13 protein-coding genes are annotated in these 15,646 nt (G+C 70.9%); 6 read left to right on the plus strand and 7 right to left on the minus strand.

Annotated features, from left to right (window positions below; translation table 11 throughout):
* Positions 1 to 59 precede the first annotated feature (59 nt).
* Positions 60 to 1,949, plus strand: coding sequence for an ABC transporter ATP-binding protein/permease (locus tag ACQPZQ_RS08410; protein ID WP_433293744.1), 1,890 nt, complete (start codon positions 60 to 62; stop codon positions 1,947 to 1,949).
* Here the strand turns inward: ACQPZQ_RS08410 and ACQPZQ_RS08415 are convergent.
* Entirely contained in the window at positions 1,944 to 2,810 is an 867-nt protein-coding gene (locus tag ACQPZQ_RS08415) for an extracellular solute-binding protein (RefSeq protein WP_433293746.1), read from the minus strand. The genes ACQPZQ_RS08410 and ACQPZQ_RS08415 overlap by 6 nt on opposite strands.
* A gap of 198 nt (positions 2,811 to 3,008) precedes the next feature.
* Here ACQPZQ_RS08415 and ACQPZQ_RS08420 point away from each other — a divergent pair, with 198 nt between their 5' ends.
* Positions 3,009 to 3,755: an SDR family NAD(P)-dependent oxidoreductase gene (locus ACQPZQ_RS08420; protein WP_433293748.1), complete on the plus strand. Its 747-nt coding sequence runs from the start codon at positions 3,009 to 3,011 to the stop codon at positions 3,753 to 3,755.
* A gap of 110 nt (positions 3,756 to 3,865) precedes the next feature.
* Positions 3,866 to 5,116, plus strand: coding sequence for a beta-propeller fold lactonase family protein (locus ACQPZQ_RS08425; RefSeq protein WP_433293751.1), 1,251 nt, complete (start codon positions 3,866 to 3,868; stop codon positions 5,114 to 5,116).
* On the opposite strand, the gene ACQPZQ_RS08430 is transcribed toward ACQPZQ_RS08425, so the two are convergent.
* Positions 5,106 to 6,200, minus strand: coding sequence for an NAD(P)-binding domain-containing protein (locus ACQPZQ_RS08430; protein WP_433293753.1), 1,095 nt, complete (start codon positions 6,198 to 6,200; stop codon positions 5,106 to 5,108). The two genes, ACQPZQ_RS08425 and ACQPZQ_RS08430, sit on opposite strands and share 11 nt — an antisense overlap.
* 5 nt (positions 6,201 to 6,205) lie before the next feature.
* A complete protein-coding gene (locus ACQPZQ_RS08435) occupies positions 6,206 to 7,207 on the minus strand; it encodes a threonine ammonia-lyase (protein WP_433293755.1) in 1,002 nt (333 codons plus the stop codon).
* Positions 7,208 to 7,294: 87 nt separating this feature from the next.
* On the opposite strand from ACQPZQ_RS08435, the gene ACQPZQ_RS08440 reads away from it, so the two are divergent.
* A complete protein-coding gene (locus tag ACQPZQ_RS08440) occupies positions 7,295 to 7,741 on the plus strand; it encodes a hypothetical protein (protein ID WP_433293757.1) in 447 nt (148 codons plus the stop codon).
* A 135-nt stretch (positions 7,742 to 7,876) separates the two neighbouring features.
* On the opposite strand, the gene ACQPZQ_RS08445 is transcribed toward ACQPZQ_RS08440, so the two are convergent.
* Complete coding sequence (locus ACQPZQ_RS08445) at positions 7,877 to 8,476, minus strand: TetR/AcrR family transcriptional regulator (RefSeq protein WP_433293759.1); 600 nt, start codon at positions 8,474 to 8,476, stop codon at positions 7,877 to 7,879.
* A gap of 62 nt (positions 8,477 to 8,538) precedes the next feature.
* On the opposite strand from ACQPZQ_RS08445, the gene ACQPZQ_RS08450 reads away from it, so the two are divergent.
* Positions 8,539 to 9,423, plus strand: coding sequence for an oxidoreductase (locus tag ACQPZQ_RS08450; protein ID WP_433293761.1), 885 nt, complete (start codon positions 8,539 to 8,541; stop codon positions 9,421 to 9,423).
* Positions 9,424 to 9,583: 160 nt separating this feature from the next.
* A complete protein-coding gene (locus ACQPZQ_RS08455) occupies positions 9,584 to 11,248 on the plus strand; it encodes an AMP-binding protein (protein WP_433293763.1) in 1,665 nt (554 codons plus the stop codon).
* A 123-nt stretch (positions 11,249 to 11,371) separates the two neighbouring features.
* Here ACQPZQ_RS08455 and ACQPZQ_RS08460 read toward each other — a convergent pair whose 3' ends face one another.
* The 3 genes from ACQPZQ_RS08460 to ACQPZQ_RS08470 are packed head-to-tail and all read right to left on the minus strand — an operon-like array spanning position 11,372 to position 15,488.
* Positions 11,372 to 13,081: a glycerol-3-phosphate dehydrogenase/oxidase gene (locus ACQPZQ_RS08460; protein ID WP_433293766.1), complete on the minus strand. Its 1,710-nt coding sequence runs from the start codon at positions 13,079 to 13,081 to the stop codon at positions 11,372 to 11,374.
* Between the two features lie 47 nt (positions 13,082 to 13,128).
* Positions 13,129 to 14,646, minus strand: coding sequence for a glycerol kinase GlpK (glpK, locus tag ACQPZQ_RS08465; protein WP_433293768.1), 1,518 nt, complete (start codon positions 14,644 to 14,646; stop codon positions 13,129 to 13,131).
* A 32-nt stretch (positions 14,647 to 14,678) separates the two neighbouring features.
* Entirely contained in the window at positions 14,679 to 15,488 is an 810-nt protein-coding gene (locus ACQPZQ_RS08470; protein WP_241035310.1) for an MIP/aquaporin family protein, read from the minus strand.
* Positions 15,489 to 15,646: the final 158 nt, after the last annotated feature.

Below are 15,646 nucleotides of genomic sequence, written 5' to 3' on the forward strand. Positions count from 1 at the left end.
CGTCGCGGTGGTTCTTGGCGCACTTCGCAGCGCGTGGGGCAGCCTCGCAGCGTGCAGGCGTGCTGCGAGCACGCACCACACGCTGCGACGTCACGTTGGGGACGCCGCTGCCGTGGCTCGCGGCGCTGTTGGTGGCCTACCTGCTGGTCCCGATCGGTGCGTTCCTCGTGCGGCTGGCGGAAGCGCCGGCTGACCAGCTCACGGTGCCGGGCATCGGCGATGCGCTGGGGGTCTCGGTGGTCACGGCCACGGTCGCCACGGTCGTCATCGCTGTCGGCGGCATACCGCTGGGCTACCTGCTGGCGCGGGCGCGCGGGCGTGCCGCCGAGCTGCTCGGCGTGGCGGTGCAGCTGCCGCTGGCCCTTCCGCCGCTGGTCAGCGGGCTGCTGCTGGTGTACGTGATCGGTCCCTACACGGCGCTCGGGGGGCTGTTCGGCGGCGGGCTGACCGATGACCTGACCGGGGTGGTGCTGGCCCAGGTCTTCGTGGCTGCGCCCTTCCTGATCATCGCTGCGCGGTCGGCGTTCGCGGCGTTGGATCCCGAGCTCGCCGACGTCGCCGCGACCCTGGGGCACGGGCGCTGGTCGCGGTTCGCACGGGTCGCCCTCCCGGGGGCCTGGGCCGGGATCCGGGCGGGCCTGCTCCTGGCCTGGCTGCGCGCTTTCGGGGAGTTCGGGGCCACCGTCGTGCTCGCCTACCACCCGTACTCGCTGCCGGTCTTCACCTACGTGGAGTTCGGCAGCTCCGGGGTGGACACCACGTTGATCCCCGTGGCCGCGGCGTTACTCGCTGCCGTGGTGGTGCTTGCTCTGAGCGGGGCCGCTGGACGCCGGTACGGCGGACGGCACGCGCGGGTGGCGCCACCGCCGCCGCGCGCCCCGGCCGCCCGCCCTCCCGAGCGGCTCGGCTTCGACCTCGACGCCCGGCTGGGCGGGTTCCATCTGCGGGTGGGCCACTCCGCGCTCAGCAGCCACCTGGCAGTGCTCGGTCCGTCCGGGGCGGGGAAGTCACTGATGCTGAAGCTGCTCGCCGGACTCGCGCCGCTGCGCGAGGGAGCGGTGCATCTCGGGGGCCACGCGCTCACCGGGCTCGACCCCGAGCGCCGCGACGTGGGTTACGTGCCGCAGGACTCCTGCCTGCTCCCGCATCTGCCGGTGTGGAGCCAGATCACCTTCGGGGTCGGCACCGACCCTGCCGTCGCCGCCCACTGGCTCACCCGCCTGCATCTCGACGGTCTCGAGGACCGGCTGCCCCACCAGCTGTCGGGCGGGCAGCGCCGCCGGGTGGCGCTGGCCAGGGCGCTCGCCCGCCAGCCCCGGTTGCTGCTGCTCGACGAGCCCTTCACCGGGCTCGACACGCCGGTGCGTGACGAGCTCCGTCGCGAGCTGCGGCGCGTTCAGCGCGACACCGCGGTGACCACGGTGCTCGTCACCCACGATCCCGAGGAGGCGGCTTTGCTCGCCGACGAGGTACTGCTGGTGGCCGACGGAGCGCTCCTGCAGAGCGGCTGCCAGCCGGAGGTCTTCGCCCACCCGGCAGGCCCGGCCGTCGCGCGTCTGCTGGGCATCCGCAACCTGCACGCGGGCCGCATGTGTGACGCCGGAACGCTCGAGTCGGCGGGAACGGCGATCGCCACGGGAGCGGTCGGCGTTCCAGCCGGGACCGACGTGGAGTGGTGCGTCCGCCCGGAACACGTCGAGCTCGACTCGGAGCCCCCCGGCGCCGGCGAGCACGGCGCAACGATCATCGACGTGGTCCACATGGGCGCCGTCGCCGAGCTACTGGTCGTGCTGGACGGGGGCTGCGAGCTCACTGCCGTCAGCACGGACGACGAGGCGGCGACGACCGGCGCGCGCTGCCGCGTGCGACTCCCTCCGGAACGGATCGTCGTCTGGCCGATGCCGGCCGATCGGGCTGATGGGCCGGCCGTCGCTGTGAGCAACTCATGAAGCGGGAATCTGCGGGTGCAGCGCCGCGGGAACCGCGTTCGCCGCGCCGGAGACCTTCGGCGGCGACGTCAGCCGGAATCCGTTGGCCGTCAGCACCGAGGTGCCGTCGTGGCCGAGCAGATAGTTGACGAAGGCCACTGCACCGGCCTGGTCGGGTGCGTTGTCGAGCACGGTGACCGTGTAGTTCGCTGCCAACGATCCCGGGGGCACGGCGATCGTCGGGATCTTGTCGGGCGTCGCCTCGGCGGAGTAGAAGAACCCGGCGTCGAGCTGACCGGACTGCAACCGCCCGACCAGCTCGGTCTCCGGGAACACCTCCGCCTGGTCCGAGGCCAGCTTCGAGAGGCCGTTCTGGTCGAGCGCCTGCACCGCCAGCTTCCCCTTCGGGTCGGTGGTGGGATCGGTGCGGCCCACGCGGAAGCCCGGCTCGGCGAGCACCTGCTGCCACGGCTTGGACTTCAGGTCGGCGGCGAACTTGCTGTTCGGGTTGTAGCCGATCACCAGCGGCGAGGACGCGAACGTGGCGAACCACGACACCTCGTTGCCGTTGGCGGCGCCCTCCAGGGTCGAGTTGGTGGCGGGGCTGGCGCTGATGAAGACGTCGGCCTGCTTGACCTTGCCCTTGATCTCGTTCGCCAGCGCGTCGGAGCCGCCGCCTTCCCCCTGGTACTGGAAGCCGCTGGCCGCCGCGAACTTCGGTCCGATCTCTCGCTCCATCACGTTCACCAGGGAACCCGCGTAGAGGACGTGCACGGGCCCGCGGTTCGCAGCCGGGGCTGCCGTGTTCGTGCCTGAGCCCGTACACCCCGCGAGCGCAAGTCCGGCCACCGCCAGCACACCCACCACACGCCACGACCGCATCAGATCCTCCGGCTCGTTCCTGCCACAGCGCCCCGCCGTGGAACCCCCAACTCAATGTTCCGCAATTGCGGCGAGAAACCAAAGCTGATCACCGCCGACGAGGAAGAATGGTAATTTCTGGGCCGAATCTGCTATTTGTATTCCGCTCCGGCGGCCCGATCCCGGTCGGGCACCAGGTGCCGGAGGAGACTGGGCGGCATGCGGATCCTGATCACGGGAGGAACGAGCGGGCTGGGGCTGGCCATGGCCCGCGCACTCGTCGAGGACGGGCACCGGATCGTCATCACCGGCCGCGCCGCCGAGCGTGCCGCGGAGGTTGCCGCGACGCTGCCGGGCGAGGTGCACGGCATCGGGATGGACGTTCGTGACAGCGCGTCGGTGCGTGCCGGGCGCGACCGCACGATCGACCTGCTCGGTGGCCTGGACGTGCTGGTCAACAACGCCGGTATCGGCATGCGCACGGTGAACCCGCGCTTCATGGTGGAGCGCCGGCCGTTCTGGCAGGTGCCGGAGGCGGGGTTCCGCGACGTGGTGGACACCAACCTCACCGGTTACTTCCTCGTCGCCTCCGCCGTGGTGCCCGACCTTCTGGCGGCTCCCGGTGGCCGGATCATCAACGTCAGCGTGAACTACGCGACGATGACGAGGGCCGGGTTCGTGCCGTACGGGCCTTCTCGGGCGGGCTCGGAGGCGTTGTCCCGGGTCATGGCCGCCGATCTCGCCGACACCTCTGTCCGGGTGAACATTCTCCTTCCCGGGGGCGGCACCGCGACCGGCATGACGGACGGCGTGGTGGCCGGCGCGGCGCACCTGCTGTCCGCCGACGTCATGGCCGAACCGGTGCGCTGGCTCTGTTCTCCGGCCGCCGCCGACACCCATGACCAGCGCATCGTCGCCACCGAGTTCCAGGACTGGCTCGCGAACGCAGAATCCCGACGATCCTGAAACCCGTCACCCGGACGGCGTGCGGGAGATCGTGACGAACGCGACCGCTCTGCCCACTGGGCCGTCTCAGCGATGGAAAAGCCTGGTCACGGGCTCGTATCGTCCGGCGGATGGGGAGCGACGACGACACGCGACGGTGCGGGTTCGCGCCCAGCGCGGTTGGCGGGCACGCTCGCAGGCTGTGTCGCAGGCGGTTCGCCGCACTGCTGCCGGCCGTCGTGGTGGCCATCACGTCCTGCGCCGGCGTGCCGCATGTCGCGCCACCGCTTGCGGGCGCGCCGGGGGCCGCCGCGCCGGCCGGGCCCGCCCCGGCTCCCGTGGTCGACGGGCTACCCGGGATGCCGCCGGTGCTCGACCCGCGCAACATCTACTCCGCCACCGGGCCGACGATGTTCACCGACGCGGCGAAGGCGGCGAAGCCCTTGGTGTACGTGCCGCACACGAAGAGCGGCGACGTCTGGGTGATCGACCCCGCCCGCCTCGCCGTCGTGGCGAGGTACGAGCTGGGCGGCGAGTTGCAGCACGTGGTGCCGTCCTACGACATGAAGACGCTCTACGCGACCGACGACATCACGAACAAGATGACGCCGTTCGACCCGAGGACGGGCGAGCCCGGACCGAACATCCCGGTGCAGGACCCGTACAACATGTACTTCACCCCGGACGGCCGGACGGCGATCTCCGTGGCCGAGGCCCAGAAGCGGCTGGTCTTCTACGACCCGCACACCTGGCAGGAGCAAGGCGACCTGCCCACCCCCGACTGCGCCGGCATCGACCACGCGGACTTCACCGCCGACGGGCGCACGGCCGTGTTCAGCTGCGAGTTCGCCGGGCGGGTCGCGGTGGTCGACGTGGCGTCGCGCCGCTTGCTCCGCATGATCGACATGCCCGTGCGGAACACGACGATGGGCCCGCAGGACGTCAAGCTCGCCCCGGACGGCTCGGTGTTCTACGTCGCCGACAGCGAGCAGAACGGGCTCTGGGTGCTCGACGGCGCGGCCACCAAGGTGCTTCGCGAGATCCCCACCGGGCACGGCGCGCACGGGCTCTACCTCTCCCGCGACGCGCAGCGGATGTTCGTCACCAACCGCCACGAGGGCAGCATCAGCGTGCTCGACGCCTACACGGGCGCCCCGATCACGAAGTGGTGGATCCCCGGTGGCAGCCCCGACATGGGCAACGTGACCCCGGACGGCCGGCAGTTGTGGCTCTCGGGCCGCTACGACCGCGCCGTCTACGTCATCGACACCACCGACGGACGCCTGATCCACACGTTCCGCGTGGGGCACGGGCCACACGGGCTGTGCGTGTGGCCCCAGCCCGGTCGCTATTCGCTGGGGCACACCGGAATCACGCGCTGAGGGGCTCCCGCAGCAACGACACCACCTCGTGCGCTGCCGCCCGCCCGGCCCTGTTGGCGCCGATCGTGCTCGCGCTCGGGCCGTAGCCCACGAGATGGATGCGCGGGTCGGAGCGGACCCGGGTGCCGTCCACCGCGATCCCTCCGCCCGGCCCGCGCAGCCCCAGTGGAGCGAGGTGCCCCAGCGCGGCCCGCCAGCCGGTGGCCCAGAGGATCACGTCGGCCGCCGCGGTGGTGCCGTCGGCCCAGCTCACCCCGTCGGAGGTGATCCGCTCGAACATCGGCAGCCGGTGGAGTACGCCCGACTCCTGGGCCGCGCGCACCTGCGGGGTGAGCATCAACCCGGTCACGCCGACGACGCTCTGCGGTGGCAGGCCCGCTCGGACCCGCTCCTCGACGCGGGCCACCGCGGTGCGTCCCGCGTCCTCGTCGAAGGGCGCGTCCCGGAACTCCGGCGGCCGACGCGTCACCCATGTGGTGGCCGCGGCGACCGTGGCGATCTCCATGAGCAGTTGGACGGCGGACGTCCCGCCGCCGACCACCACCACCCGCAGCCCGGCGAACTCCTCCGGCCCGCGGTAGTCGGCCGTGTGCAGCTGACGGCCGCGGAAGGTGTCCTGCCCGGGGTAGCGGGGGCGGAAGGGGCGGGTCCACGTGCCGGTGGCGTTGATCAGGGCACGGGTCGTCCATGTGCCGGCGTCGGTCTCGACGAGCAGTTCGGGCGCACGGTCGCGAACGGCCGCGACGTGCACAGGGCGGCGCACCTGCAGGTCGAACTCGCGCTCGTACGCGGCGAAATACGCGGGCACTACCTCGGCCGCAGGCCGCGACGGGTCGGCGGGTGCGAACGGCAGTCCCGGCAGGTCCTTGATGCCGTGGACCTTGTCGATCCGCAACGTCGGCCAGCGGTGCCGCCACGCGCCGCCGGGGCCGTCCTCGCCGTCGAGCACGACGAAGCCTGCACCCGGCTCGAGCCCGGCCCGGCGCAGGCCGTACGCCGCGGACAACCCCGCCTGACCGGCTCCGATCACCACGACGTCGCTACGCACAGCCGTGGAACGCCGGACGCCCCGCGGGGCTTCCACGCAGCTCAGTGCGTGGCGGGAGCGGGGCGACGGGGGAGCGGACCGACCGCGAACCGCTCCACCCAGCCGGCCACGTCCGCCGTGGTGACGTTGCCACCGCAGATCACCAGGCCGAGGCGGGCGTCCGGGCCGACACGGTCGAGCACCTGGGTGGCGGCGGCCACGAGGCAGCCCGCAGCGGGCTCGGCCCACACCTTCGCCTCCTCGGCGAGGGTGAGGGCGCCCGCGACGGCGTCGGCATCCGGCACGACGAGGACGTCCTCGACGAGGGTGCGGACGTGGTCGAGGGTCAGCTGCGACACGTGCGGCGCGCAGAGCGTGCTGGCGATCGAGGTCGGTGTGATGCCCACGGGCGACCCGCCCTTGAGCGCGCGCGCCATCGCGTCCGCTCCCTCGGTCTCGACGCCCCAGATGCGCACGCCGGGCAGGAGGTCCCGCATGGCGGTGGCCACCCCCGAGATCAGGCCGCCGCCCCCGATGCTGACCAGCACGTCGGTGACGTCAGGTGCGTCGGCGGCGAACTCGGCGCCGACGGTGCCCTGGCCGGCCATCACGATCGGGTCGTCGAAGGGGTGCACGAGCGTGAGCCCGCCCGCCACGAGCTCGTCGAGCAGGGCGAAGGCGCTCCCCATGTCCGGCGTGAGGCGCACGGTGGCGCCTGCGGCCCGGCAGGCCGCGATCGACCGCTGCGGCGCCGACTCCGGCATCACGACGGTGGCGGCGACGTCCAGCGAACCGGCGACGTCGGCCAGCGCGATCCCGTGGTTGCCGCCGCTGACCGCCACTGCGCCTGCCGCGAGCTCGGCGGGGGTGAGGCCGAGCAGCTTGTTGAACGCGCCGCGTGGCTTGAACGAGCCGGAGCGCTGCAGCAGCTCCAGCTTGAGCGTGACGGGCACCCCGAAGTGTGCGGTGAGGCCCGGGCTGGCGACTGTGGGGGTGCGCAACACGTGCCCCGCGATGCGTTCGGCCGCTGCCGTGATGTGGTCGATGGTGATCAGGTCGCTCACATGGCAACGCTAACCCCCGCATGTGGCCGCGGTCGCAGACGGGCTGCTCCCGGGGGATGGCGGAGCTGTGCCGAGGCGTGGTGGGGTTTGGCTGTGCTGCGTGCGTCGCGGATGGGCCTGCTGAGCACCCGTTACGAGATCGCCCGTGATGGCACGACGCTGTGCACGTGGAAGCCGTCCGCGTTCTTCGGCGGCGGTTCCTTCGTGCTCGAAGGCCGTCGCTACGACGTGGCACGCGGCGGCTGGTCGTGGCGCCGTTACCGGCTGCTCGACGAGTCGGGCGAGCTCCTCGCGATGGCCGACGCCGTGGGCCGGGCCGAGTGGACGCTCGAGACCGGCGGCCACACGTACTCCTTCGAACGCCAGTCGCTTATCCGCAGCGAACACGTGCTGATCCAGGACGACGCCGTGGCCGGGTCGGTGCGGCGCGTCAGCACCTGGCGGGGTGAGGCGGAGGCCGACCTTCCCGGCCTGCCCTTGTCCGTGCAGGTGTTCGTGCTGGTGAGCTTGCTGGCCGTGTGGGACGAGGAGTAGCCCGTTCTCGGATGGGGCGCCGTCGCGCCCGCCGGTCACTCGAACTGGTTGCCCGCTCGCGTCAGAAACAGCCGACGACGGTTCGGTGGCCATCGGGGCTCAGCGAGGCGTACGGATCCAGCGCACGCGATCGTGCTAGCTCCGGGGCCGGAGCCCGTGGACGAGCGTCTCGATCGTGTCGGCGATCAGGAGGTCCGGTGGCCGGTCGGGGAGCATCCCGCTGACGATCAGCGCGGTGAGACCCTGCACGGTGGCGAGGATCGCGGTGGCCGCCTGATCGTTGTCGAGGTCGACGATGTCGCGGCGGGCCTGCGCCTCGCGGATCATGGCCGACGACGCCGCGAAGGCCCGATCGGCGGCGCGCCGCAGCGAATCGGCCTGAGGCCGGTTCTTGCTCGCGAACATCATGTCGAGCAGCGCCGGATGGCGAGAGGCGAAGTTCACCCAGGCCCGTGCGAAAGCGGTGAGCCGGACCGTGAACGGTCCGTCCGCATCCTGCACCGCCGCGTCCAGTTCGCGCCCCAGCCGTTCGAAGCCATTCTCTGCGAGGGCATCGAGCAAGGCCTGTTTGTCGGGGAAGTGGCGGCGTGGGGCGCCGTGGCTGACTCCCGCCTGCCGGGCCACCTCGCGGAGTGACACCTCGCCCACCCCGGTGCGTTCCAGCATCTGCTCGGCACATTTCAGCAACGCCTCACGGAGGTTGCCGTGGTGGTACGCGGTACGTGCCGGGGGCATGTCGGCAGGGTACCTCGATGTAGTCGTTGACAACAATGTATCCGCTGCCTACTTTGACGGCCATGAGTACTCCCGCAGCGGATGCTGCCCGGATTGCTGGTCGCCGGTTCGTGGTCACGGGAGCGAGCAGCGGGCTCGGCCTCGCCGCCGCCCGAGCGCTCGCCAGGGGCGGTGCCCGGGTCGTGCTGGCCGTTCGTGACGTCACCGCGGGCGAACGTGTCGCGGCGGAGCTGGGCGGCTCCACCGAGGTCCGCGCCCTGGACCTGGCCGACCTCGGCTCCGTGCGGCGGTTCGCCGAGTCCTGGGACGGCGACCTCGACGTGCTGATCAACAACGCCGGGGTCGGGAACCTACCGAAGCGCCGCGTCACGGCCGACGGGTTCGAACTGCAGATGGGCACCAACCACTTCGGCCACTTCGCGTTGACGAACCTGTTGCTGCAGCACATCACGGACCGCGTGGTCACGGTCGCGTCGAACGCGCACCGGTACGGCGGTATCGACCTGGCCGACCTCAACTGGGAGTCGCGGCCGTACCGGCTCTTCGCCTCCTACGGTCAGTCGAAGCTCGCCAACCTGCTGTTCACGCTCGAACTGCAGCGGCGCCTCGTCGCCTGCGGGTCTTCCGTCCGCGCGCTCGCGGCGCATCCCGGCATGGCGGCGTCGAACCTCGGCCGCGACCTACCCGCTGCCCTGGTGGTCGTCGCGAAGGCCGTCGGCACTGTCGTGCGGCAGAGCACCGAGGCCGGCGCGGCGCCCACCCTCTTCGCCGCCACCCGGGATCTCCCCGGTGCCAGCTATGTCGGACCGGACGGCTTCAACGAGATGCGCGGGCGCCCGACCCTCGTCGGGAGGTCGCCGGAGGCTGCCGACCCCGACCTCGCCCGCGATCTCTGGACACTCTCGGAGAAGCTGACGGGCGTGACGTTCCCGCTTGGCTCCTCCTGATCCCTCCCTGTCGGTCCCGTGCGCAGTGGTGCTTATAGCAGCGGGAGTGTCTCCTCGCCGAGATCGTCCGACCCGAATTCTGAAAGCGGGCCAGGGCAAAGGTGCCCATTCAATTTGCCCGCTTGTTCGGTTGACGATCTCGGATAGAGGGGGCTCTGAAGTGTCTGTTTTTCTGATTCGCCCATCCGATGCTGCCGCGCAGGAGTACCGAGCCGCCGGGGTGTGGCGCGACTCTGGCCCGATCGACGATCTGCGTCGCTGGCGCCGCGAGTCGCCCGACGCTGTTGCGGTCAGGGCCTACCGAGCCGGCGCCACGGCCTCGGAGATGGGCTCCGTCGAGCTCGACTACGCCGGCTTCGCCCACTACGTGGAGCGGTTCGCCGGAGCGCTCTACGAACTGGGCGTGCGGCCGGGCCGGGTGGTGGCGTTCCAGCTGCCGAACTGGTGGCAAGCGGCTGCGCTTCTGCTGGCGGCCACGCGGCTGCGGGCGGTGCTGGCACCGGTCATGACCACGATCCGGCCGCGCGAGCTGGAGCGGGTGCTGGCTCGAGTGGGCGCGAACGTCTGCATCACGGTCGACGAGTGGGCGGGTTTCGACCACGCCGCGGCACTGCGCGAGATGGCTCCGCGGCTGCCTGAGCTGCGTCACCGGGTGGTGATCGGCAAGGCGGACGACGATGAGACCGAGTTCGGCTCGTTCTTCGAGAACACCCCATGGGAGCAGCGCCATCCGGTCGCTCTGGACGACGCGGTCGAGGATCCGGACCGTGTCGCCGTGCTCTTCTTCACGTCGGGCACCTCCGGCGAACCCAAAGGCGCGCTCCACAGCGAGAACACCCTGCACGCCGGCACGTCAGGTCTCGGAGAGCTGGGAGTCGGGCCTCGGGACGTGATCTTCACGCCGCATGCGCTGATGCACACCCTCGCGTATCGCAGCACCCTGCTCTCCCTGCTGAACGGGGCGTGCAGAGTCCTGCTCGACTCCTGGTCCGGCGAGCGGGCTGCCGCAATGCTCGCCGAAACCGGCACCACGATCATGTATGCCGGGCCGACCTTCTTCCGAGATCTGATCGCGGCCCGGAACGGCCGACCGCAGCGGCTGCCCGCGATTCGCACGCTCGTCTGTGCCGGCACCGCCATTCCGCGGCCGCTCGTCCCGGAGATCCCGCGGGTGTTCGGGGTGCAGTTGCGGGCGGGCTGGGGCATGACCGAGGTCGGGCTCCTCACGCTGACCCGCGAGGACGACCCGCCGGAATGGGCCGCGCGCAGCGATGGGCGCCCCGCCAGAGCCGTGGAGATCGACCTACGGTCGGACGCCGAGATCACCCGCGACCGACCCGGCCGCGCCTTCGTCCGAGGCGGTGGCGTACGCCTGGCAACCGTGGGCCGCGACACCGGCAAGGTCGTGCTCATCGCCGATCAGAACGACGGCTGGTACGACACCGGAGACCTCGCCGTTCCCGACGGACGCGGTGGGTTCAAGCTGATGGGCCGCGCCGCCGACCGGATCGGCGGGTTGTTCATGATCCCCGCCCACGACGTCGAGTCCGGGCTGCTCGGCCATCCAGGCGTCACGGACGTCGCGCTGGTCGGCTACCCCGATGACGACGCCGGCGAACTGGCCTGTGCCGTCGTCGTCCCGGCGACCTCGCCCGCGGTCACCCTCGACGAGCTGCGCACGTACCTCAGCGACCAGGGCATGACGGAGTGGTACCTGCCCTCCCGCCTGGCGCTCGTCGAGGCGCTGCCCCGCAACGACAACGGCAAGGTGCGCAAGGAGCTGCTCCGACGCTGGGTTCGAGGGGACGCCGCGCTCACGGACTGACCGCGGAGAGCGGGGTCGCCGGTGGGCAGACGGACTCGCCCCCGAGTCGGGGGGACGTCGGCTCGCGGGCGAGTCCGTCACCGCTGCCTGCCGCCACCCGCGCGGACGAGGGCGGCAGGCTGGTCACCGCACCGGCACGACCTCCGGTGCGCCCATCCGGGCGGCGTCGGCCGTCTCGTCGTCGGGCATCTTCTGGCTCTCCCGCTCGGCCTCGACGCGCTTGCGGTAGTGCTCGACCTCTCGATCGATCTGCTCCTGGCTCCACCCGAGGACCGGCGCGACGAGCCGGGCGGCCTCTTCGACGGACCCGAGTCCCCGGTCGAAGGTCTCGATCGAGATCCGGGTGCGGCGAGCGAGCACGTCGTCCAGGTGCCGGGCGCCCTCGTGCGAGGCCGCGTAGACGATCTCCGCACGCAGGTGGTCGGGTGCCCCGGTCAGCGGCTCGCCCAGCGCCGGGTCCTGTGCGACGAGGTCGAGCACCTCGTGGATCAGCGACCCGTATCGCCTGAGCAGGTGCTGGATACGAGCTTCGTGCACCCCGTACTGCTCGGCCAGGAGGTGCGAGGAGTTCTTCAGCGCGGCGAAGCCCTCGGCGCCCAGCAGCGGGACGTCCTCGGTGACCGACGGCGGCACCTTGGTGTAGAGCCCGTGCACCGCGGCGTCGACGGCGTCCTTGGCCATGACGCGGTAGGTGGTGTACTTGCCGCCCGCCACCACCACCAGGCCCGGCACGGCATGCGAGACGGCGTGCTCGCGCGAGAGCTTCGACGTCGACTCCGACTCGCCCGACAGCAGCGGCCGCAGCCCGGCGTACACGCCCTCCACGTCGGCGTGGCTGAGCGGTTCCTCGAGCACCGTGTTGACGTGTTCGAGCAGGTAGTCGATGTCCGCCGCGCTCGCGGCCGGATGGGCCAGCCCGAGGGTCCAGTCGGTGTCGGTGGTGCCGATGATCCAGTGCCGCCCCCACGGGATGACGAACAGCACCGACTTCTCGGTGCGCAGGATCAGGCCCGCGTCACCGCGGATCCGGTCGTGCGGGACGACGAGATGGATGCCCTTGCTCGCCCGGACGTGGAACTGCCCGCGCTCACCGGCGAGGCTCTGGGTCTCGTCGGTCCACACCCCGGTGGCGTTGACGACCTGACGTGCGCGCACGCTGAACGTGCGGCCGGACTCGAGATCGTGCACCTCCGCCCCGGTGACCCGCTCACCCTCGCGCAGGAGCCCGATCACCCGTGCCCTGGACGCCACGTGCGCGCCGTAGGCCGCAGCGGTGCGCGCGACGAACATGGTGTGGCGGGCGTCGTCGACCTGCGCGTCGTAGTACTCCAGGGCACCCACCAGGGCGTCCTTGCGCAGCGACGGGAACACGCGGCGGGCGCCCCGCCGCGTCAGGTGCCGGTGGTGCGGCACACCCCGGGGCCGGCCGGACAGCAGCCCCAGCGTGTCGTAGAGCGCCACACCCGCGCCGGCGTAGGCGCGTTCCCACACGGGGTGCTTCAGCGGGTAGATGAACGGCACCGGCCGGACCAGGTGCGGAGCCAGCTTCTCGATGAGCAGGCCCCGCTCCTGAAGCGCCTCGGCGACGAGACGGAAATCCAGCATCTCGAGATAGCGCAGCCCACCGTGGATGAGCTTGCTCGACCTGCTGGACGTGCCCGACGCGAAGTCGCGGGCCTCGACGAGCCCGACGCTGAGGCCGCGGGTGGCGGCGTCGAGGGCGGACCCGCTGCCCACGACACCGCCCCCGACGACCAGCACGTCGAGTTCGGTCGAGCCCATTGCCTCCAGCGCAGCCTCACGGGCCTGCGGAGAGAGCGCAACCGATCTCATGGCTGATTCCTCTCATCGTGATGGCCCGGTTCCGGGCCGGGTAGTGCTCAGTCGACGTCCACCCAGTCCAGAGTCCTGGTCACCGCCTTCTTCCAGCGCTCGTACCCGGCCGCACGCTGCTCGTCGCTCCACTGGGGCTGCCAGCGCTTCGACTCGTTCCAGTTGGAGCGCAGCTCGTCGGTGTTCTTCCAGAACCCGACCGCGAGGCCTGCCGCGTAGGCCGCGCCCAGAGCCGTGGTCTCCGCGACGACGGGCCGGCTCACCGGCACGCCGAGCACGTCGGCCTGGATCTGCATGCACAGCTCGTTGGCGGTGACGCCGCCGTCCACCTTGAGCACGTCCAGCGTCACGCCGGAGTCCTTCTCCATCGCCTCGGCCACGTCGCGGCTCTGATAGCAGATGGCCTCGAGCGTGGCCCTGGCCAGGTGGGCGTTGGTGTTGTAGCGCGAGAGCCCGACGATCGCGCCGCGGGCGTCCGAGCGCCAGTACGGGGCGAACAGGCCGGAGAACGCGGGCACGAAGTACACGCCGCCGTTGTCCTCCACCTGCCGGGCCAGCGCCTCGCTCTCCGCGGCGCCCGAGATGATGCCGAGCTGGTCGCGCAGCCACTGCACGGCCGACCCCGTGACGGCGATCGAGCCCTCCAGCGCGTACACCGGACGATCATCGTTGAACTGGTAGCAGACGGTGGTGAGCAGCCCCGCCTTCGAGCGCACCAGCTCGGTGCCCGTGTTGAGCAGCATGAAGTTGCCGGTGCCGTAGGTGTTCTTCGCCTCGCCGGGCGCAAAGCACACCTGACCCACGGTGGCGGCCTGCTGGTCACCGAGGTCACCGGTGATCATGACCTCGCCGCTCAGCGGCCCCCTCAGCATGGTGGTGCCGTAGCACTCCGGGCACGAGCTCGGCTTGATCTCGGGCAGCATCGACCGCGGGATGCCGAAGAAGCCGAGCAGCTCGTCGTCCCAGTCGAGCGTCTCGAGGTTCATGAGCATCGTGCGGCTGGCGTTCGTCGGGTCGGTGACGTGGACACCGCCGTCCTTGCCGCCCGTGAGGTTCCACAGGACCCAGGTGTCGGTGTTGCCGAAGATCGCGTCGCCTCTCTCGGCGGCCTCCCGGGCGCCGTCGACGTTCTCCAGGATCCACTGGATCTTCCCGCCGGAGAAGTACGTGGCGGGCGGGAGACCGGCCTTCTGCCGGATCACATCGCCCTTGCCCTCACGTTCGAGGGCGGAGGCGATGCGGTCGGTGCGGGTGTCCTGCCAGACGATCGCGTTGTAGAGCGGGCGCCCGGTCCGCTTGTCCCACACGACGGAGGTCTCGCGCTGGTTGGTGAGGCCCAACGCCACGAGGTCCGAAGCCTTGAGCCCGGTCTTGACGAGCGCGGTCTGGAGCACGGATGACGTCCGCTCCCAGATCTCGACGGGGTTGTGTTCCACCCAGCCGGCCTGCGGCAGGATCTGCTCGTGCTCGAGCTGGTGGCGCCCCACCTCGTTGCCCGAGTGATCGAAGATCATGAAGCGGGTGCTGGTTGTGCCCTGATCCAGGGCTCCGACGAACTCGGCCATGAGTTGTCTCCGCTTGTGTTAGTGGGGCTCTGTTAGCGAGGGACGTCGCGGCCCACCGGGGTGGGCTCGTGTTCGGCGTCTGCGGCAACGATGAAACGGTTGATGCAGAGCTGGAACAGCGCGCCACCGATGAGCCCGCCGATTATCGGCGCCACAATCGGTAGCCACCAATATGGTGTGCCGTTCTGATCAGTCCAAGCGCCGGCGTACCCCGTGATGTACGACGCGAGCCGGGGCCCGAAGTCACGGGCGGGGTTGATCGCGTAGCCCGCGTTGGCGCCCCACGCCATGCCGATCCCGACAACCAGGAGCCCGATGACCACCGGGACGAGGTTGGACAGGGGTGGGTTGTTCCGCGCGTTGACCAGCGCGAAGACCACGAAGACCAGGATCGCGGTACCGATGATCTGGTCGAAGAAGGCGGTGGTGATGCTGATGCCGGGCTCGCCGTTACCCGGAAGCGTGGAGAAGATGATCTGCGTCTTGTAGGTGTGCCCTGGGTCGACCTTGTCGATCCAGTCGGCATAGTTGAACCGCACGATGATCGCCGCGACGAACGCCCCCGCCGTCTGCGCGACGATGTAGGGCACGACCTTGCGCCAGGGGAAACCCTGGAACGCGGCCAGCGCGAGCGTCACGGCCGGATTGATGTGGCCACCGCTGAGGCGACCTGCCACGTAGACGCCGAGGATCACGCCGATCCCCCAGGCCCAGGCGATGGAGTCGTGGTCTCCGAGTCCGGCTGCCACGACCTGCGCCACCACACCGGCGCCGAACAACAAGAGGATCATGGTGCCGAAGAACTCGGCCGCCAGTTCCCCGATGTACGAGTTCTTCGTCATCGAAGTCCTCCCTGGATGGGATACCGCTCGGACGGGCGGTGCCCGCACGCTAGAAACGCGTGTGACCTGCGGTCAACGGCGGTCGTTCGGCATCGTCGAACGCGCATTCGGACGAACATCACATGCCTCCGAGAAGGTGCACAGCTCACCCACCCGGA

The sequence above is a fragment of the Pseudonocardia sp. CA-142604 genome (genome assembly GCF_050948475.1).
Lineage (GTDB): Bacteria > Actinomycetota > Actinomycetes > Mycobacteriales > Pseudonocardiaceae > Pseudonocardia > Pseudonocardia alaniniphila.